Origin of the sequence: Blautia sp. RTP21359st1_E11_RTP21359_211015 (assembly GCF_040910705.1) — a bacterium.
Classification (GTDB): Bacteria; Bacillota; Clostridia; order Lachnospirales; family Lachnospiraceae; genus Blautia_A; species Blautia_A fusiformis.
The window spans coordinates 64,991-84,532 of the sequence record NZ_JBDGAB010000012.1 but is presented as its reverse complement, the minus strand read 5'-3'; the positions used below and the strand labels follow the sequence as shown (position 1 = coordinate 84,532).

The following is a 19,542-nucleotide window of genomic DNA, read 5'->3' as shown; positions in this document are numbered from 1 at the left end:
CTTTATTTACCTGTGCCTGATACAACGTATCATCCTCATGGATAAAATACCCACAGGAATAACTCATAGTCTCATCCAGCCAAAGTTTATAAAAATCATTTCCAATATCATAATGGCTGGTTACTTCCTTTTCCTGATTCTTCTTTGATGTTGAACTGAACATGATCTTTTTCAGAGCAGATTCATTGGTAGAAAATTTCCCCATCTGTCCCAGAAAATGGTCCAGCGCTTCATAAAGATTTCCCTCGATATCCAGATCCCCACGCATATACGCCTCACCCAGTGCAAGGGATGTGCTCTTCATCAGATCCGCCAGAGGAATCGCTTTCTTAAAATTCACCGTAAATGTAGGTTCACCCTCTCCGATGTGATACTCGGAATTCTTGAACTTTACCAGAAATGGATAATCTGTAAAGCGTTCAAGGAACTGTACCATTGCTTTCTCTTCCGTCTTCTCCTGTAATGTCTCAAACATAATAGTCTACCTCCTTTAACACAGCACTATGATACACCCGGAGGAAGGCTTTATGTCAAGGGAGATATACAACAAAATTTTATCAATAAAATGGCGATATTTGGTAAAACTCTTACTTATACTTATTCAAATTAACTAGATGTTTACAATCCATTTTTAAACAAGCTGCCGAAAACACTGATATTATCAAAACGCACTCGTTAATTATATATCATTTTTCAATAATTATCTTTGTATTTTACGCATTTTTTATTGCTTTATATACAATTCAGACTTATAATAAAAGATACAAAAAAAGAGCGAAAACCATATAAAAATCCAACACTGGAGGGAACCTTATGAACGAAGAACTTTTTAATGAAGCATCAAAATCCAACATCCTGTCAAAACAGCTGGTCGATCAACTTCAGGAAAGCATGACCTACAGCAGCATCTCCTTCATCAATTGGACCATCGAAGTCCTCAAGCTCCTGAAAGCCCGCATCGAACGCGGCGACAAGATCAAAGATGAGACCACCGGCGTGATCTACGATCTCTACACCTTCCGCCAATTTGTAGAAACCAACTTCTCCACCTACATCACCGGCCAGGTCTTCAACACCTCCATCCGGTCCCAGAAAATCTACTTCACCCTGGAAGCCTGCCCAGGCGGCTACAACCTCCTCATGGCAGACTCCGGCAACGAAAAAACCTACCGCTGGATCTCCAGCTTAAGCAAACGCTTCTCCCTGGTAGAAATGATCGCCACCGGAATCGTCTACGTCAAAGACAACCGTACCGACACCTACCAGCCATTTATCTCCGAAAACGGCAAATACTGCAAATACAACAAAGACCTAGGAAAACTCACAGAGCTCTGACCAAAACGGGGAATCCACAACCGCAGATTCCCCGTTTTTCTCATCCATCCAGCGCAGCGCCAATGACCCATTCCCCTCTTCAAGCCACAGGGAATCTCAGCCTTTCCTCCCAGCCATCCAGCGCAGCGCCGATGGCTCATCCAACTCCCGTCATACCACCCCACTAGCAACACTCCCCACGAGATTTAACACGTCTCACGGCCAACGCACAGCCAGTGAGGGGCTTCTTTCCAGACTGACTCTGCAGGAGGGGAGCTGCTTCTTAGGTGGCGGAAATCTGCGTTGCTTCAAAAAATCTCGCTGTTTGAGCGGCTTCAGACGCGAGTTCGAGATTTTTTGAAGCGCTTTTAGCAGAATTCCGGCACCTTAGAAGCCAGCCCCCGACGAAGCCCCAGCCTGGAAAGAAGCCCCTCACTGGCGTCCCCTTCCGCCATATAACTACCTCCGTTTAAATCTCCCCAAGAAATCCAAACACCTCCTCATCCTCAAGAAAATGCATCAGCATATAAGCACACATGATCGCAACCCTCTCCTCCTTCAGTATTCTCCTGACCTCATCCCGGTCCGCGATCACAACCTCGATCTCCTCACTATCCTCCTGAGCAGCCTTACTAACCTCACCACTGGCATACCCATAAACCGTAGCACAGGATTCATCCGTCATCCCGATCGTCGTAAAATAAGGCTTCTCAAAAGCCTCCGCAACCTTGATCGGCTCCAGCTTCAACCCAGTCTCCTCAAACATCTCCCGCACAGCACCCTCATGGAAATCCTCCCCAGGCTCCACAAGCCCCGCCGGAAACTCATAAATATACCCGCCGATCGTATACCGATACTGACGGATCAGCACAACCTTATCCCGCTTCTCTCCATAAACACTGTAAATGATCACCCCATCCGGATGATTCTCCCCTGTAGAAAGCTTCATATCCTCCACACTCTTCGCCCTGGAGGCCACAAAATAAGAAACCGGCGTATCATGTACACTGGTCGCATCCACTCCATAAAGATTCACGAACTTATTATCTGTAAGTTTTTTCACACTGTTGATCTTACCCATCTGAAAAACTCCTTCCCGAAAATTTTTTCTAAAAACATTTTATCCCATCCAAAACCAAAGGTCAATTTTTTATACTTACACTCACTTCACAATAGTGCTATAATAAATACCCTGCTATAAAATTTAAAATTTACTTATTACATTACCAAACAGCTACTGTAGACAAGAAAGAAGGAAAAAACATTGAAAAACCAGACCAATGCTGCCCAGGCCGAAAACCCTCTGGGAACCGCCCCTGTAGGCAGCCTGATCACCAAATTCGCCATTCCCGCCATCATCAGCATGCTAGTCAGCGCTCTGTACAATATCGTTGACCAGATCTTTATCGGACAGGGCGTAGGAATGCTTGGAAACGCCGCCACAAACATCGCATTTCCCGTAACCATTATCTCTACTGCTGCTGCATTGCTCCTGGGAATCGGCAGCGCCTCCAATTACAACCTGGAAATGGGCGCAGGAAACGAAAAAAAAGCCAGCTCCATTGCAGGAACCGGACTCTCCGCGCTGATAATCTCCGGTACGATACTCTCTGTCATCGTCCTTCTGTTCCTGAAGCCACTGCTTCATTTTTTCGGCGGAACACCGGACGTCATGCCCTATGCCATTGATTACATGGGGATCACCGCCATTGGACTTCCCTTTTATGTTTTAAGCACAGGCGGCAACCACCTGATCCGAGCAGACAGGAGTCCTACCTATTCCATGGCCTGCATCCTGGCCGGTGCCGCCATCAACACCATCCTGGACCCGCTTTTCATCTTTGGATTCGGCTGGGGCATCAAAGGTGCAGCCTGGGCAACCGTGATCGGCCAGATCGTATCCGGACTTCTGATCATCTTTTATTTTTCCAGACTCCGGAAAATGTACCTGGACCACTCCATGCTGATTCCTAAAGCACGCAATCTGTCTGCCATTTTTTCTCTGGGAATGGCCTCCTGTATCAATCAGGTTGCCATTGCTGCAGTGCAGATCGTCATGAACAATACACTTCGCCATTACGGAGCACTCTCCGCCTACGGGAGTGATATTCCAATCGCCTGTGCAGGAATCATTTCCAAAGTCAATCAGGTATTTATGGCCATCTGCATCGGAATCTCCCAGGGCTCCCAGCCCATCTTGGGATTTAACTACGGTGCCGAAAAATACAGCCGTGTACGCCAGACATACCGCTATTCCGTAACCTTATGTACTGTGATCGCAACCATATTTTTTATCTGCTTCCAGTTCTTCCCGCATCAGATCGTAGGCATCTTCGGAAACGGCAGCGACCTGTACTTTCATTTTGCAGAAAAATATCTCCGCATCTTCATGCTGATGACCTTTGCCAACGGGATCCAGCCTATGTCCGCCGGCTTTTTTACCTCCATTGGAAAAGCCCGGCTTGGTGTGATCATGTCCCTCACAAGGCAGGTGCTCTTCCTGCTGCCGCTGATCGTCATCTTCCCGGTCTTCTTCGGAATCGATGGCGTCATGTACGCAGGACCAATTGCAGATACCTCTGCATTTGTGCTGGCCGTTGTTTTTGCCAGACGTGAGCTTGGAGTCATGAAAGCTGCAGAACAAAACGCCTGACATAAAAAATGCCATGTAATTTACTGCCCATCGGCAATATATTACATGGCATTTCTCACATTCTCAGATATTTATCTGAAACCACCAATTTCTGATCTTTTCTTCATCCTCCGGCAGCTGCTTATGATCAGTCACCCTTCAGTACAACACGGATCTTCTTATAAATTACAAATACGATCAGAGATGTCAGTGCATATTTAAAGATATTAAACGGAGCGATGATCAGCAGTGCAAAGGTAAGCAGTCCGTTTACGGAGCTGTGTACTGCGCTTCCCATCTGGATAAAGGTCTCGATCGGCATTCCAAAAGCCTTACCGTAAGCCGGAAGCAGCACAAAGGCATTGACAAAGCATGCAAGGATCGCTGTCAGGACTGTTCCTACTGCCATACCTGCAACTGCATGTACTCTGCTCTTTTTGTGACGGAAACGATAGATCAGGCCGGCCGGTACCACATAGGCACATCCAAACAGGAAGTTGGCAACATCACCAACACCGGCAGTCATGGTTCCCTTAGTCACAAGATGTACGAGAATCTTCACAAGCTCGATCAGGATACCTGCTACAGGTCCCATAGCGAAGGTTCCTACCATAACCGGTACCTCGGAAAAATCAAGCTGATAAAAAGACGGTGCAAGAAACGGGATCGGAAACTCAAGATTCATCAATACTCCTGCCACAGCACCAAGCATAGCTACCTGCGCGATAGTTCTTGTTCTGCTTCTTTCCACGGCATTTCCTCTCTGTAATATCTGTTCACTCATAACTCTCTCTCCTTCTTCAGAAATATTCAAAGAAAATTTCTACAAGAAATCTTTATGCGAAAAAATTCCTTCACATAAAAAGCCCCGGGAGCTTCTTCCCGGGGCGCTGAGCACGTTCTTCAAATACTGCGCGTTCTTCTCTCATCCAGACTTTACTGTCGGTTCCGGAATTTCACCAGATCAGCCGCCGAAGCGGGTCGCGGACTATACCGCCGGTAGGGAATCACACCCTGCCCCGAAGAAATTTTCTTTTTTACGAGTTCATTATAACGCGCTCTTTTTATAATTACAAGGCTTAATTCTGTCCCGGAAGTATTGTTCTCCATTTATATGGGTCTGAGATCCGCTCATTTATGATCAAACCCGGATTTTCTTTACCGTACTCCAGCTACTGTAAAGAATCTTTTTTCCGACTCTTTTATATGACCGGATGCGGACATAATAGGTCTTTTTGTTTTTCAGTCCTGATATCTTATATCTGGTCGCAGACTGTTTTCCAACTGTGACCGTTTTTCTTTCTTTTGTAAATCTGCTGTCTGCTGCATACTGGATCTGATAGCCGGTTGCCTGTATATTTTTTTTCCAGCTTGCGGTAAAGGATCTGTTTGCTTTTTTCAGTCCTGTCAGCAGAGTTTTTGGAGGCAGGATCTTAAAGGTAAGCGTTTTGTTGATACGACTGTATTTTCCGGTCCCTCTGACCTGCACAGTTCCAATTCCGGAATTTTTATTATTTTTGTAATACAGCTTATAAGCACTCGCACCGATCTTCTTTCCATTTACAGTTACGGTTACTGATGGCCGGATGGATTTTCCCGTATAAGTGTAAGAGGTTCTGTTTAGCTTGACATTGCTGACAAACCTTTCTGTCTTTTTTATAATTTTGAAATGAATGGTTGCGGTACCTTTATAATAACCGGTACCATAAATGGTTACCGTTGCAACACCCGGATACTGATTATCCTCGTAGTACATATAATAATCTTCGCCGGCTTTCAATCCGGGGATTACGATGGCAGGTGTGAGTTCTTTTCCTGTATATGTCTGATCAGCTATTGGATCCGCAGCCGGTAGTTTTCCGTAAATAGTAAAATATAATGTTTCCGATCCTTTATAATTGCCGATTCCCGTGAGCTCTGCACGAGCTTCACCAGGCTTTTCATTATTAACATAGGTTACCGTATAATCTTTCCCCCGTACCAGTCCGTCAATTACCACTTCCGGTTCCACTTTTTTTCCTTTAAAGGTGGTTTCCAGGTAGGTTTCATTATTTTCCGCAAAATAGCACACATACATTCCATTTTCATCTGGCGTAATCTTGAAACTCCGCTCTACTGTACCGCAGAAAATATCTTTTCCCGTGATCTTTATAGTCGCAGTTCCTGCATTGATGTTATTTTCATAAGTTACTTCATAATCGGAGCCCTGCTCAAGTTCCGGTGCGGATTCACTGGATTCTATTTCAGGTTCATGGCTTTTTCCATTATATTCATATTCTGGAGTGATCTGTTCAAACCATTCATTCTGAAGCGGTATCCGGTTGTCTGCTGACAGCTCCACAAACGTGCGGCCATGGTCCTCTGCGTATTTCTGAAGTGTGGAATCCTTTTTTCCCGCGATCAGTGCTGAATCCCTGAACGCATCATCCGCCCAGACAGTATCTGTGCTCAGTACTCTTATCCTGCACCCGGAAGACAGACAAAGTCCATTTTTCCCAACTGATTTTACAGATGCGGGAATTATAATATCACGGATCCCTGAACTGCTCTGGAATGCATATTCACCGATTTCTTCCAAGCCTTCGTTTAGGACAGCTTTCGTAAGCGACGAACAGTTTCCGAATGCACCTTCTCCAAGGCTTCTGACACTTCCCGGGACTGTTATGGAAGAAACATTTACACAGTAATAAAAAGCATAGTCTCCCACGCTTACAGTTCCATCCGGGATCTGGTAATCTCCGGAACGTCCGGACGGAAACACGATCAATTTTGTGCCATCTTTGCTGAATACCACTCCGTCTTTTTCAGAAAAATACGGATTTTCCGGATCTACTTTAATTTCTGTCAGACTGGACTCAGACAAGCCCTCCACAAAAGCAGCCAGCCCTATAGATGACACATTTGGGGGAATCGTAACAGATTTCAATTTCTCACAGTTGTAAAAAGCATTCTTTTCGATGGTTGTAAGCGAATCCGGCAAAGTAACAGACTCTATATCAGAAGCCTGGGTGCAATACTGGAAGGTACTGTTTCCAAGAACCGTTACTTTTCTTCCGTCAATAGTATCCGGAACTACGATATTTGTATCTGTCCCTTCATACTGATACAGCCTGAGTGTTCCATCATTCAGGATCTCATAAGAATAGTCATAGTCCATTTTGGACAATTCATAATGTCTGGGGGCATTTCCCGTATATCCGCAGTCAACCAGATATCTTTCGCCGTCAATAATGACTACGGAGTTCCTGTGACCGCTTCCTGCCCCCGGATCATTGGCCGCATACCTTGCATACACGGTCAGTCCCAGTTTTTCGCACATATAGTTCACTGCGCTGGTATTGGCCCAGCAGTCTCCGCCGCCATCCAGCATCAGGCCTGTATAACCAGAATGATACTGACTGTAATTAAAGTTGTTGGCAAGCCATCTGGCGATCGTCTCAACCTTTTTATAATCGGACATTTCCGCAGTAATATTTTCTTTGAGAAATGTATCCATTTTTTGTTCTGCGTAATACTCCGCATAATCTTTGAGTATGAATTTATAATAAACGGTACTGTTTCCATCCTGTACAGAGATCAGGGTCTCTCCAAACATGTATTCCCACTGGCTCTTTACGTCATTTCCGTTTTTGTCTACATAGGTTACATACTGCATTTTAGGAGTAACAAGACCGGTTTCGCTGACTTTCGCAGTATAACCGGAAACAACCGTATATACCGGATTTTTGCCGGATGTCTGGATCTGATAAGATGTCTGCATGGTATCCGGCATGGAGATCACACTGCTGTAAGTATCATTCATCGCATACAGATATATTTCTGTGCTCTCTACATCTGTTTCTTTTTCGGAAGTGCCTGCTGCCGGAATATCATCTGTGAATATATCTTCCTGCTGCTCCTGGTTTTCTCCGTCACCAAAAATTTCTTCCGGTGCCGCAGCCTCCTCTGTATCCTCTGTTCCTTCTGCTTTTCTGATGACCGCCGAAGGTTCTTCCAGAATTAATCCTTCATCAGAATCCTGTTGTATTTCCTCACTCTCTGAGCTTTCAGCTTCATCCGTTTCCGTTCCGATATCTGATCCCGGAAACTCTTCTTCTGTAATCTGATCTGTGCTCACGGCAGTATCTTCTTCCGTGATCTGATCTGTGTTTACGGTATTTTCTGATTCCTCAGAATTCCCGTCATCTGTAAAAGTATCAATGGCGTCTGTTATATCCGTCTGTGCGTCTGTAAAATCTTCGGCCGCCACCGGTCCACATGGAACAACAGACATACATAATGACAGACCAAATGCTATCAATTTTTTCGGAAATTTCATTTCGTACCTTTCCTTCCTTTTTATGTAAACCGTTTATATGTAAGTTCTGTTTTTATTATAACGCGGCCCTGTCTTTTCGCAAGCTGCAATAATGTCCCCTACTCTGCAAAAAACCGCTGTGATCTTCATTTTAGATCACAGCGGTTTATGTTTTATTATCGGAACATCAGACTTTCCACAATTTCAGCATTACTGTTCTTTCCATATCCGCATTCGATCAACCAGTTTTCTGGCTGGATACTGCCAACACCACGTTCTACTGTGATGCTGCATGCTCATATGCATTCTGTATTCTTACAGAATATCGATATGCTCTCCTGCAAGTGCCTTGTTCATGCTTCGTACTGCGCAGAATTTACCACACATGGAGCAGGTATCCTCATGCTCCGGTTTGCGCTCGTTCCAGATACGTTTTGCTGTTTCCGGATCCATGGCGCATTCCCACTGTGCCTCCCAGTCAAGCTTTCTTCTGGCATCTGCCATCTTGTCATCGATCTCACGGGCACCGCGGACACCTTTGGCAATGTCTGCTGCATGAGCTGCGATCTTAGATGCCATGATTCCCTGTTTTACGTCCTCAAGATTCGGAAGTGCAAGGTGCTCGGCCGGTGTTACATAGCAGAGGAATGCTGCTCCGGACATAGCAGCTACTGCTCCGCCGATCGCGGATGTGATGTGGTCATATCCCGGTGCAACGTCAGTTACGATAGGTCCTAATACATAGAACGGTGCACCCTGACAGATGGACTGCTGTACTTTCATATTTGCCTCAACCTGATCAAGCGGCACATGTCCCGGTCCCTCAACCATAACCTGAACGTCCTTTTCCCATGCACGTTTGGTCAGCTCGCCAAGACGTACAAGCTCCTCGATCTGGCATACGTCTGTTGCGTCAGCCAGACATCCCGGACGGCAGGCATCTCCAAGGGAGATGGTCACATCATACTCGCGGCAGATATCCAGGATCTCGTCGTAGTATTCATAGAACGGATTCTCCTCACCGGTCATGCACATCCATGCAAATACAAGAGATCCTCCTCTGGAAACGATATTCATTTTTCTCTTGTGGTTACGGATCTGGTCGATGGTCTTTCTTGTGATTCCGCAGTGAAGAGTTACGAAGTCAACACCATCCTGTGCATGGAGTCTTACTACATCGATAAAATCTTTAGCTGTCAGCGTATCAAGATCTCTCTGATAGTGGATAACGGAATCATAAACCGGAACGGTTCCGATCATTGCCGGACACTCGGATGTAAGCTTGCGTCGGAACGGAATGGTATTTCCGTGGGAAGAAAGATCCATGATAGCATGGGCGCCCATGTTTACAGCTTCCATTACTTTCTGCATCTCTACATCGTAGTCCTTGCAGTCTCTGGATACACCAAGGTTTACATTGATCTTGGTGCGGAGCATGGAACCTACGCCCTCCGGATCGATACATTTGTGATTTTTATTTGCACAGATCGCCACCTTACCGGAGGCTACCAGCGGAAGCAGTTCCTCTGTTGTCATGCGTTCCTTCTTAGCTACGATCTCAAGCTCAGGTGTGATGATGCCTTTACGGGCTGCCTCCATCTGTGTACTGTAATTTCTCATGTAAAAAAAATCTCCTTCCATAAATTCTTTGTGTTTATACAACAAAAAACCGGCTGCTGCAACGCATACGCATCACGGCAACCGGCTCTTACTCTTACGTACTTAATGAAAATCTTCTGTACTTCTGATCTCTTCTGTACTCTCTGATCTTCTGTGTCTTTAAGAATCCTTCGTGCATATGTCCCTACGTTGGCATTATCCAAATCAGGTTATGGGTCAAGACATTTACAGTCTACTCTCAGCTCGCTTCAGCGGGCCCCCCTGTTTTCATATGTTGGGGACGTTTGTTCGTCCATGTGGTTATTATAGTATACCGGCTAAAATTTGTAAACCACAATTCTGCATTTTATGACTTTTTCTTTCGACATAATCTGTCATTTTATCTCTCAAACTCCCCGGGATCTTTCTTTACAGACATTCTTCCACAGCTTTGCTGTTCCCCGTCAGGAGGACATCCGCAATCCGCATTCACTGCTTATTGCTTTTCGCAATTACAGCAGTCGATTTCCCTGATCCGGTCAAGCTCTGCAAGGTTTTCTGCACCTGCACGGCGGATCCCCGCAAAAATGGAACCCGCAATATTGTGCCATACACTGAAGATCGCGCCCGGAAGTGTTGCAAGCGGATTGGCTGCAAAATTAGCTGCTGCCAGTGAGACAGCAAGGCCACTGTTCTGCATACCTACCTCTATAGCTATAGCTGTTGTTCTGGAATACTCCACATGGAAGATTTTTGCAGCCAGAAATCCCAGCATCATACCGCAGAAATTGTGGATCGCCACTACTCCAAGCACCAGAACTCCACAGCTTACGATCTTCTCTGCATTTACAGCCACAATTCCTCCGATGATCATAACAATAGCTACAACCGACACCAGCGGCATAACATCGGATACCTTATCCACATGCTCTCCCGCAAGGCTCCGAAGAAAAACTCCCAGGAGAACCGGGATCAGAATTACCTTTACCACAGAAAGCACCATGGCCCAGAAGGATACTTCCACCCAGGCTCCTGCCAGAACATATACAAGAAACGGTGTCATCAACGGTGCTGCCAGTGTGGAAACTATAGTCATTCCCACAGAAAGCGCCACATCACCTCCTGCGATATAGGTGATCACATTGCTGGCTGTTCCGCCCGGACAGCATCCCACCAGGATCACTCCCAGTGCCAGATCTGCCGGAAGGTTCATCACTTTACACAGAAGCCAGGCGATCACCGGCATAATGGTATACTGAGCCACTGCACCGATCACCACTTCTTTGGGTCTGGAAAAAATTGCCCGGAAGTCATCCAGTTTTATGGTCAGGCCCATACCAAACATGATCACTCCCAGAAATACAGACGTATAGTTCGTCATCCAGGAAAATCCGTCACGCCAGAAAAAAGCCAGGCAGGAAAAAGCGATGATAATGATCCCGATATATCTGGATGCTAGGCTGCTGATAATTCCGATTTTCTTTAAAACTTTTCCCATACATTATACCTCGTAGCTGAAGTTGTCGATCAGTCTTGTTTTTCCGATGTAAACAGCCATTGCTACAAGAACGCTGCGGTCAGCTTTTTCCACCGGCTGCATGGTAAGTGCATCTACCATGGATACATAATCAATCTTTGCCAGAGGCTCTGCTTCGATCACTGCTCGCATTTTTCCGAGAAGCTCTTCTGCCGGGATTCCTGCGTGAATGGCTTCCTGTCCGGCTTTTACTGCCTTTGACAGGCAAAGAGCTGCTTTTCTCTCTTCAGGGCTTAAGTATGTATTTCTGGAGGATTTTGCAAGTCCGTCCTCCTCACGGATGATCGGACAGCCTACGATCTCAATATCGAAGTTCAGATCACGCACCATCTTGCGGATGATGGCCAGCTGCTGTGCGTCTTTCTGTCCGAAATATGCTCTGTCCGGTGCCACAATGTGGAACAGCTTGGTCACAACGGTACACACACCTTTGAAATGGATCGGACGTGTTTTTCCGCAAAGTGTCTCTGACAGAGTATCTATACTTACAAATGCGTGGGGATCATGATACATCTCAGAAGGCTCCGGGCAGAAGATCAGGTCTGCTCCCAGGCTTTCGCAGAGTTTGCTGTCACGCTCAAAATCTCTCGGGTATGCTTCCAGATCTTCGGTCGGTCCGAACTGTGTCGGATTGACGAAATCAGATACTACTACGATGTCGTTCTGCTCTCTGCATTTTTTTATCAGGCTTGCGTGTCCTTCATGGAGAAATCCCATAGTCGGGACAAGTCCTACTGTTTTGCCTTCTTTTTTCCACGCTTTGATCTGTTTTCTTGTTTCTTCTACTGTTTTTGTTACCTGCATTGTGCTCTCCTCTTTCTCAGCCACTATATACTATGGCCGGGTTTGTCGATTTCGAGATAGCCTCTTTTCTGAATTCACTTTCCTCTTATTTCTGTATATGTCTGTAATCTGAGTTTCCTCTATTACGGATTTTTTCAGGCCATGTCTTTCAGCAGTCCGTGTTTCTCATAATTGGTCACTCTACTGATCTTATTTTCTTCATCTACAAATACTACTGCAGGCTTATGTGTACGGGCTTCTTCCTGCTCGTACTGTGCGTAAGCCATGATGATGATCTTGTCACCGGTGCTTACACATCTTGCTGCTGCTCCGTTCAGGCAGATCATACCGCTTCCGCGTTCTCCGCAAATGGTGTATGTCTCGAAACGGCTGCCATTGTTCACATCTACGATCTGGACTTTTTCATATTCCAGTATCCCGGCAGCTTCCAGCAGTTCCTCATCCACAGTGATACTTCCTACATAATCCAGTTCCGCCTGGACAACGGTTGCTCTGTGGATCTTTCCTTTTAACATCTCTATTGTCATCTTATATAAGTCCTTTCCTGCAGGGAATAGCTTTCAAGTGGATAAAAGCATCCGCTTTCGTATTTAATAAAAAAGCGTCTCGGGGTACACTTCGACCCTGAAACGCTTCTGATTGATTCCCTGTATATTGAGTCCTGTTTTTTGTACATAAAAAGCATTCGCATGATTTCTGTCATTAATACAGGCTCGTATCTTTCATAATCTTTTATAATTTTCATATATCCGTCCGTTCCCGATCCCGGGTTCCGGCTGGCTATTTTTATATAAGATTCCAGTGATTTCAGCCAGAGTATAGTTTTGAGTCCAAATACTATCTCTGTGGGGTATTATGGCATTGAGGTAGTTATTTGTCAAGTTTCCTGTCCTGCATTTCCAACTTTTCCAAAAGCTGTTCCCTCTGTCTGCGGAAAATCCTCGGAAGAAAACTTAAGTTTACTCCGCATATCACAACGCCTAAAATTCCTGCTACAAGCATCACGGTTCCCTGTGTGACCATTTTACAACCTCCTGTTTTTCTTTTATCCGGAAATCCAGCCACTGTTTACTGCCTGCTGATATAATTCATCCAGCCTGTCCATTTCCACATCATTAGCATTTGCAGAAAGCTGTTTCTGATAAAGTTCTTTTGCCTTATCATAATATTCTTTGAACTTACTGTAATCCCGGTCATCCTCAGCAGTTTCGCCCTGCACAGACACTTCCAGGAACGCAAGATCTTTATACACCCGGTAATCCTCTCCGTAAGTTTTCAACACCTGCTGAAGCTTCTTTTTAGCGTTTTCATAGTCTCCCATATTCTGATAGATAACTGCCATATTACAGCCTGTATTATAATCTCCCATTCCCTGAGATTCGATCTGTTTAAATACAGCAAGTGCTTTTTGGTAATATCCATTGTCCTCTGTATCCCCGCCAAGGTCACTGTAAGTCTGCGCCAGTTCTTCAAGAACCCCTATATTATTTTCCTGCGGAAGCTCTTTTACTGCCTTTTCCAGCAGCTGCATTTTCTGTTTCTGACTATCTGTGCTGTTATCCTGTTTGTCTATACATTTCGCCGCCATAATGTAAGCCCGCATCTGAATGTAGGAATCCTGACTTGTCTGGATACAATCCATAAAGATCTTCTGTGCCTCACTGTATGCGCCAGCACTGTACTGGATCTCGCCTTTTACATATTCAATATCTGCTGTACTGCTTCCTTTCTCCTCAGCCTCATCAAGAAGTTTCTGCGCTTTCTGTGTATCTCCACAGTAAGCTTCCGTGATCGCATAATCACGATAATAGCTTCCGTTTTCCGGATTGAGTTTTATCGCATATTCATAGGAATCTGCTGCTTTTTCATATTCTTCCAACTGAGCATAAGAGTCCCCCAGAAGATAATAAACACCATCCAGGATTCCGTCTTCCATTACTTTTTCGTTGGTCAGAATATTATCATTGATAAATGTAATGCATTTTTTATAATCTTTTTCACGGTTCAGTGCTTCTGCTTTTTTCACATAAGCTTCTGCTTTTCCCGGAAATATCTTTACTGCTTTCTGATACCACTGATCCAGTTCCTCATAATTTCCCTCACTGATACACTCTTCTTCTTTTGCAATGGCATTTTGGTAATCAGACTGTTTTTCTTTTTCGATCTGAAGATAACCACCTGCTGCAAGTGCTGCACACAGAACCATGCCCGCCGATAAAACTACCGCTGTCCTGCGCTGTTTTTTCAAAAGAGAACGGTACGCCTGGCTTTTCAGCGGCATATTCTTAAGATCTTCCAGAATATCTTCTGCCTGCTGATACCTCTTTTGGGGTTCTGGCTCCAGACATTTCATGATGATCGAAGCAAAAACCTCATTTATTTCCGGCTTCAGGGCCTGAATATCCGGAACACATCCAGATTCATCCGGCTCCGGTTTCTGTCCTGTCATAATATGATAGACGGTTGCTCCCAAACTGTAGATATCTGATCTCTTATCTATTTTCTTCCAGAGGGAACGATCGGTCTGGTTCTGGTTGTACTTCATGGCCTCAATCTGTTCCGGTGATGCATAACCTTTGGTGTAGCCGGTAACATACGCATTATTCCCGTCCACACTGAATGAAATATTAAAATCTATGAGACAGATATTTCCATCAGGCTTCAGCATGATATTTCCCGGCTTCAGATCACTGTGTATGATCGGAGGCTGCTGCTTATGAAGGTAAACCAGTGTAGATGCGATCTGCCTGATCCAGATGATAACAGAGCTCTCCGGAAAAGACGTCCCTGCATCCAGATATTGCCGAAAAGAATTTCCGGGGATAAATTCCATGACCGTATAAATATCCCCGTCATCTTCCACAAAATTTTCAACCAACGGAAGATACGGATGTTTCAGGTTTTTTAATACATCCACTTCTGCTCTGGCATTTACCAGATCTTTAATATCTTCTTTTACCTTTTTCAGCACCACGTACTTGTTCAGATTTTTGTGATATGCCTTATACACAATCCCGCTGTTTCCTGAACCGATCCTTGCTACGATCTCATATGTATTGGCAATACATTTCCGCATTTTCACTAACCGTCCTTATTTACTTTTTACCGTAAGAATTCCGCTTCCTGCTGCCATCCTCACAGTCATAACTGCCAGATCTTTACATTCTTTCTCTTTTGTGGAAATTCCCTCTCCCACCGGATCTGGTACCCCTGAAAGATCCTGAGCAGGATTTTCCGCATATCCTATAGACTGCAGACTTTCCGCATTAATGCTGTTCCAGGAACCGGTAAGCCCTGTTGTTTCCAGATTTGAAGCCAGATTTTCCTGCCCCTGCCCGTTTTCAACTGAACCACTTGCACACAATTTCACAGTGGTATCCGATTCCACATCAAAAACCTCAACCTCTGTCCGTGCTGCCGGAGTTCCTTCACCGGAATCAAATCCATAACAGTAAGTTACAAAACCGATTTCCCATTTGCCACTATTGTTTACAAGAAAACATTCCTGCGTATTTCCGTATGATATGTCAGAAAGGGGTGTTTGCATACCTGTTGTCACGGTCTGAGAAGCTTTCAGTTCTGCAGTACCATCCTCTGCCTTATAAATATTGAAGGCCAGATCTCCATCCTTTGCTTCCACTTCCAGAAGTTCTTTTGTTCCATCCCCGTCCAGGTCTTCCAGGATCACAGCCAGACGGCCAGTCAGTGCAGATGCAGAACTTTCTCCATATGTAAATGGAATCTGTGTATCCTTCCAGCTCACAGAAGGCGTCTCTTTGGAAAGTGTATCTTCTACATAATTTTCCAGAATACTCTCCGGATCTGATGCAGTTGTATCCTCTGTATCTGTATTTGATATCTCTTCTGTATCTGGCATATCTTCAGTTTCTGTCCCAGGATCTTCTGTGTATATATCTGATGAATCGCTTGACGGATCTTCTGTTTCAACTGTTTCTGTACCATCATATGTGGCATAAGAACTATCAGCCTCTTCTGCTGACTGATCTCCTTCTTCTATTAATTCCCACTCACTCTCTTCGTCACCTCCAATTGGAGAAATTTCAGGATAAGACACAACACCCTCTTCTTCATGATCCGGCGCCGATTCCTCATCTTCTTTCGCAATAGGGATTCCATCTACTACCTTGTTTCCTGCCCCATCGGGATCTTCCGGTATCTCCGGCGTAACTGTAACTTCCGGTGTAGCTGTTATTTCGGGTGTCACTGTTATTTCCGGATCTTTATCTGGTTCCCCTGTCACAGTTATATCCGGAGTATTAGAATCCTCTTCCGGCTCTATGATAATAACCGGAGATTCTGTTGGTTCTGGAGTTGCAGTTGCTTTTTTGCTTTTATTCTTTGAAGCAGTCCCCTTTGACACAGAACCACTGTCCAGACCTTCTGAATTTTTTCCGGATATGTCTGTATCCGCTTCTTCTGTATTCTCCTCATTTGGCGTATCATTTTTTGCAATGGCAACCGATTTCAATCTGCCCAGTGTTCCGTTTACAATCTCCTCAATTTTCGTCAGATCCACCGTCATTGCATGGTTGCTACTATCCCCTCTGCTGCTTTTTGTATTATTTTCTGCGTTCTGTTCCCGGCTTCCAGTTTCTTCCTGTGCCACAATCTGTTCCTTTATCTCTGTAACAGCTTTCTGAAGCTCTTTCGCATCTTCTTTCGTATCTTCTTTTGCCTCTTCTCCATCTGTCAGATTCTCGGAAGCTTTTTTCAGATATTCTACTGCTTTTTCCGGCTGCTTCTTTTTGTTGTAAACTTTTGCCATACCGGTAGCTGCCTTAACCGATTTCGGACTGATCTTTAATGCTTTTGCAAAAGTCACCTCTGCTTTGTCATAATCTGCGGCTGCCAGATATTTATTACCCAGATCGATCTGCTTTCCTGCCTGAGCTGCACTTACCTTATCAGGTACTCCCAGGATCATCGCTGCTGCGATCACCGCCACACACAGAAGGACTGCAACTGCAGGTACGATAATATAAAATTTCTTTCTGTTTTTCATAACCTTTCTCTCCTCCCCTTATTCCGCCCGGAAAATAAATTCCTCATCTGCAAGGCGAATCCTGTTCTCTGTCTCAAGAAGTGTTTTCACCTCCGGTTTCAGTTTTACATTTTCCAGATAAGTTCCATTCAGTGACTTGTTATCTTCCAGATAGAATGCATTCTCTTCACGGGTGATCTTACAATGTACATTTCCAATGGCCGGATTATTTTGGATACGGATATCTGCACGTATTTTACTTTTTCCAACAATGTTCATACTTCCATTCAATACAAACTCTTCTCCAGTTGCACAACGGATCAGTTTCCCCGTAATCTGGGTCGGCGGTACCAGGAGAACAGTCTTTTCTTCTTCCTCCTCTTCAGCCGGAGCCAGAAAAACCGTTTTCTCTTCCTCATCTTCTGTTTCTTCTATCTCTGACTTTCCAAGCCCAAAACCGAAACCAAACCCGCGGGAAGCAGAGTCATCTTCATATGGACTTTCACGGTATGGAGTTTCTTCCTCTTTTGCTGTATCCATCCTTTGCAGTAACTCTACTTCCGGAATTTCCCCTTCTGCCTCTGGCAGATCCATAGTTGGTACCGGCGGTACCGGAGGAAGCTCTGGTATATATTCTTCATATTCTTCCCATTCTTTTTCATCGCTGTGATCATATGTAAATTTCATATCCTTCTCCTTCCACGGAAATACTCTTTTCTTTCTGTCAAGAACTTATTCTGAAAACAGAATTTTTTTATTCTGATTGGATCTGTTTTCAGAATAAATCCATGACACCTTTGGCAGTTTTTCCGGAACATATTTTTGATACGTTCCGGAAAATATCCTGTCTTGTTCACTCAAAAAAATCTGGTATTTCTAACTCCAGGCATTTTTTTCGGAGATGCATCGCTGCCTCCTGTACCTGCTCCAAATACTGTTCTAATGCATGCCTGGTCACTGCGAGAGAATCAATCAGCTCACGGGTATGTCCCAATGCTGTCTTATAAGATAATATTTTATCTTCCGATGTCCCATACAGTGCTGTCTGAAGTGCATCATATAATTCTCGGGCCAGTCTCTCCTCGTGGGATATGTGCTCAATGTATTCCTGAAGCCATATCCTGTCATATCTGATCAGATCTATACTCAATCTTCTGCCTGCTTAATTAAACATATTAGGGATATCGATACTTGCCATCTTTCCGGACAGCTGTGTTCCTGCGCTCTGGATCCCATCCAGCTGCTGCTGTATCGTCATTTTATAGCCCATTACTCTTGAAATACTATCTCCTACTGTCTTCAGCACCTCTTCTGTTTTTTCGATGGCACTTCTGACATCGGATCCTGCAAAAGTATTTCCACTGTTTAAACGATCCAACTGTCTCTGCAGGTTTTCTTTATGAGACTGAAGCGCTTCCAGCTGGGTTTCCAGACTATCCAGTGTCTGCTGATAAACATTTTTGTCAACTTTAATTCTCAGAGGTTCATCTGCCATATCTTTATTTCTCCATTTCTTTTTAAGATTCTTTTCAGTTCCACCTGTTATTTACCATATACATTCGATTCTCTCGACCTCTGAAGTGTCTCAGCTGCCTGATTATCCTGATTGATCATTTCTTTCAGATAATCTCCAATTCCGATGCCAATTCCGATAATGCTTGTTACCAGGGTTGTTGCCAGACTGCTCAGTTCTTTTACTGCAGTTTCCGTCTTTTGAATCACACCGCCTTCCGACTGACCTGTAAGTGTTGTCATAATGCTGTCTACAGACTTCATTGTTTCATCGATTCCATCTCCGATTTCCTGAATATTATTACTGATACTCCTTACTTCACTGGTGGTCAGTGAAGCACCAACTAAATCCATTGCCATATTACTCCATCCTTTCATTTACATGATTCTTTTCCGGATTTCATCCAGTTCCTGTCTCTGAAACTCCCTGACCTCCAGCAATGCAGTCCTGATCTTTCCAGACAGACACTGCACTGGAATTTCGGAAGTTCTTTCCATTTCCATCCTCAGCCTTTCACATAATTCCATGCAAAGTCTGATATCCTTCTCTTTCACCGCTCCTCCTCTCCGTTTCATTCTGTTATATTTATATTAAAAATAAATATTCACCGTCCGCCACCCCGTAATCCCTCAGCGTATATTCTCCGTTGAATATTTCTGACGGATCATCCCGGCACAGAACCTCGGCACCGGATGATACATACATCATCCTGGTAAGCTCTGATACCGCTTCTGCCATAAGAGGAATCACATCCTTTACCGGCAAAAAATCCGGAACCAGAACATCAAATTTCTGTTCTACAGATGGCACCTTTAACGTAATCAATATTTTTCCCATCATCTCA

General features: G+C 44.5%; 19 protein-coding genes and 2 riboswitches. Of the genes, 2 read left to right on the top strand and 17 right to left on the bottom strand.

The features are described from left to right. A partial coding sequence (locus AB5026_RS06400; RefSeq protein ID WP_368212985.1) for a class I SAM-dependent methyltransferase occupies positions 1–475 on the bottom strand: 475 nt, incomplete at its 3' end. A 338-nt stretch (positions 476–813) separates the two neighbouring features. On the opposite strand from AB5026_RS06400, the gene AB5026_RS06395 reads away from it, so the two are divergent. Beyond that, positions 814–1,335, top strand: coding sequence for a hypothetical protein (locus tag AB5026_RS06395; RefSeq protein WP_021652735.1), 522 nt, complete (start codon positions 814–816; stop codon positions 1,333–1,335). 448 nt (positions 1,336–1,783) lie between these two features. Here the strand turns inward: AB5026_RS06395 and AB5026_RS06390 are convergent, their stop codons facing one another. After that, positions 1,784–2,395 (bottom strand): NUDIX hydrolase, encoded by a 612-nt coding sequence (locus AB5026_RS06390; RefSeq protein ID WP_015526218.1) that lies wholly within the window; start codon positions 2,393–2,395, stop codon positions 1,784–1,786. Positions 2,396–2,578: 183 nt separating this feature from the next. Here AB5026_RS06390 and AB5026_RS06385 point away from each other — a divergent pair, with 183 nt between their 5' ends. Continuing rightward, positions 2,579–3,967, top strand: a complete 1,389-nt coding sequence (locus AB5026_RS06385; RefSeq protein WP_368212984.1) for an MATE family efflux transporter — start codon at positions 2,579–2,581, stop codon at positions 3,965–3,967. A gap of 127 nt (positions 3,968–4,094) precedes the next feature. On the opposite strand, the gene AB5026_RS06380 is transcribed toward AB5026_RS06385, so the two are convergent. From AB5026_RS06380 to AB5026_RS06310, 15 genes are all read right to left on the bottom strand, one after another. Further along, positions 4,095–4,730 (bottom strand): ECF transporter S component, encoded by a 636-nt coding sequence (locus AB5026_RS06380; protein WP_015526219.1) that lies wholly within the window; start codon positions 4,728–4,730, stop codon positions 4,095–4,097. 129 nt (positions 4,731–4,859) lie between these two features. Then, a riboswitch (FMN riboswitch) is annotated at positions 4,860–4,977 on the bottom strand. A 110-nt stretch (positions 4,978–5,087) separates the two neighbouring features. Then, positions 5,088–8,264, bottom strand: coding sequence for a leucine-rich repeat protein (locus AB5026_RS06375; RefSeq protein ID WP_368212983.1), 3,177 nt, complete (start codon positions 8,262–8,264; stop codon positions 5,088–5,090). A 294-nt stretch (positions 8,265–8,558) separates the two neighbouring features. After that, the gene (thiC, locus tag AB5026_RS06370) at positions 8,559–9,863 is read right to left on the bottom strand and encodes a phosphomethylpyrimidine synthase ThiC (RefSeq protein WP_059086703.1); all 1,305 of its coding nucleotides are present in this window, start codon (positions 9,861–9,863) and stop codon (positions 8,559–8,561) included. A 164-nt stretch (positions 9,864–10,027) separates the two neighbouring features. Further along, positions 10,028–10,136, bottom strand: a riboswitch (TPP riboswitch). Positions 10,137–10,338: 202 nt separating this feature from the next. Then, complete coding sequence (locus AB5026_RS06365; RefSeq protein WP_173739473.1) at positions 10,339–11,340, bottom strand: bile acid:sodium symporter family protein; 1,002 nt, start codon at positions 11,338–11,340, stop codon at positions 10,339–10,341. A 3-nt stretch (positions 11,341–11,343) separates the two neighbouring features. Beyond that, positions 11,344–12,183: a pantoate--beta-alanine ligase gene (gene panC, locus AB5026_RS06360; RefSeq protein WP_022426185.1), complete on the bottom strand. Its 840-nt coding sequence runs from the start codon at positions 12,181–12,183 to the stop codon at positions 11,344–11,346. A gap of 134 nt (positions 12,184–12,317) precedes the next feature. Further along, positions 12,318–12,710: an aspartate 1-decarboxylase gene (gene panD / locus AB5026_RS06355; protein WP_021652727.1), complete on the bottom strand. Its 393-nt coding sequence runs from the start codon at positions 12,708–12,710 to the stop codon at positions 12,318–12,320. Positions 12,711–13,053: 343 nt separating this feature from the next. Then, on the bottom strand, positions 13,054–13,206 hold the full coding sequence (locus AB5026_RS06350) for a hypothetical protein (protein ID WP_021652725.1): 153 nt from the start codon (positions 13,204–13,206) through the stop codon (positions 13,054–13,056). A gap of 22 nt (positions 13,207–13,228) precedes the next feature. Further along, positions 13,229–15,259, bottom strand: a complete 2,031-nt coding sequence (locus AB5026_RS06345) for a serine/threonine-protein kinase (RefSeq protein WP_021652724.1) — start codon at positions 15,257–15,259, stop codon at positions 13,229–13,231. A gap of 15 nt (positions 15,260–15,274) precedes the next feature. Then, the gene (locus tag AB5026_RS06340; RefSeq protein ID WP_021652723.1) at positions 15,275–17,206 is read right to left on the bottom strand and encodes a lipopolysaccharide assembly protein LapB; all 1,932 of its coding nucleotides are present in this window, start codon (positions 17,204–17,206) and stop codon (positions 15,275–15,277) included. Positions 17,207–17,224: 18 nt separating this feature from the next. Beyond that, entirely contained in the window at positions 17,225–17,872 is a 648-nt protein-coding gene (locus AB5026_RS06335) for an FHA domain-containing protein (RefSeq protein ID WP_021652722.1), read from the bottom strand. A 166-nt stretch (positions 17,873–18,038) separates the two neighbouring features. Beyond that, positions 18,039–18,335: a hypothetical protein gene (locus AB5026_RS06330; protein ID WP_021652720.1), complete on the bottom strand. Its 297-nt coding sequence runs from the start codon at positions 18,333–18,335 to the stop codon at positions 18,039–18,041. 12 nt (positions 18,336–18,347) lie between these two features. After that, on the bottom strand, positions 18,348–18,680 hold the full coding sequence (locus AB5026_RS06325; RefSeq protein WP_021652719.1) for a hypothetical protein: 333 nt from the start codon (positions 18,678–18,680) through the stop codon (positions 18,348–18,350). 47 nt (positions 18,681–18,727) lie between these two features. After that, complete coding sequence (locus AB5026_RS06320) at positions 18,728–19,057, bottom strand: hypothetical protein (protein ID WP_044962229.1); 330 nt, start codon at positions 19,055–19,057, stop codon at positions 18,728–18,730. Between the two features lie 18 nt (positions 19,058–19,075). Beyond that, positions 19,076–19,252: a hypothetical protein gene (locus tag AB5026_RS06315; protein WP_156906940.1), complete on the bottom strand. Its 177-nt coding sequence runs from the start codon at positions 19,250–19,252 to the stop codon at positions 19,076–19,078. A gap of 31 nt (positions 19,253–19,283) precedes the next feature. Then, the gene (locus AB5026_RS06310; protein WP_021652716.1) at positions 19,284–19,538 is read right to left on the bottom strand and encodes an EsaB/YukD family protein; all 255 of its coding nucleotides are present in this window, start codon (positions 19,536–19,538) and stop codon (positions 19,284–19,286) included. Between the last annotated feature and the right edge of the window lie 4 nt (positions 19,539–19,542).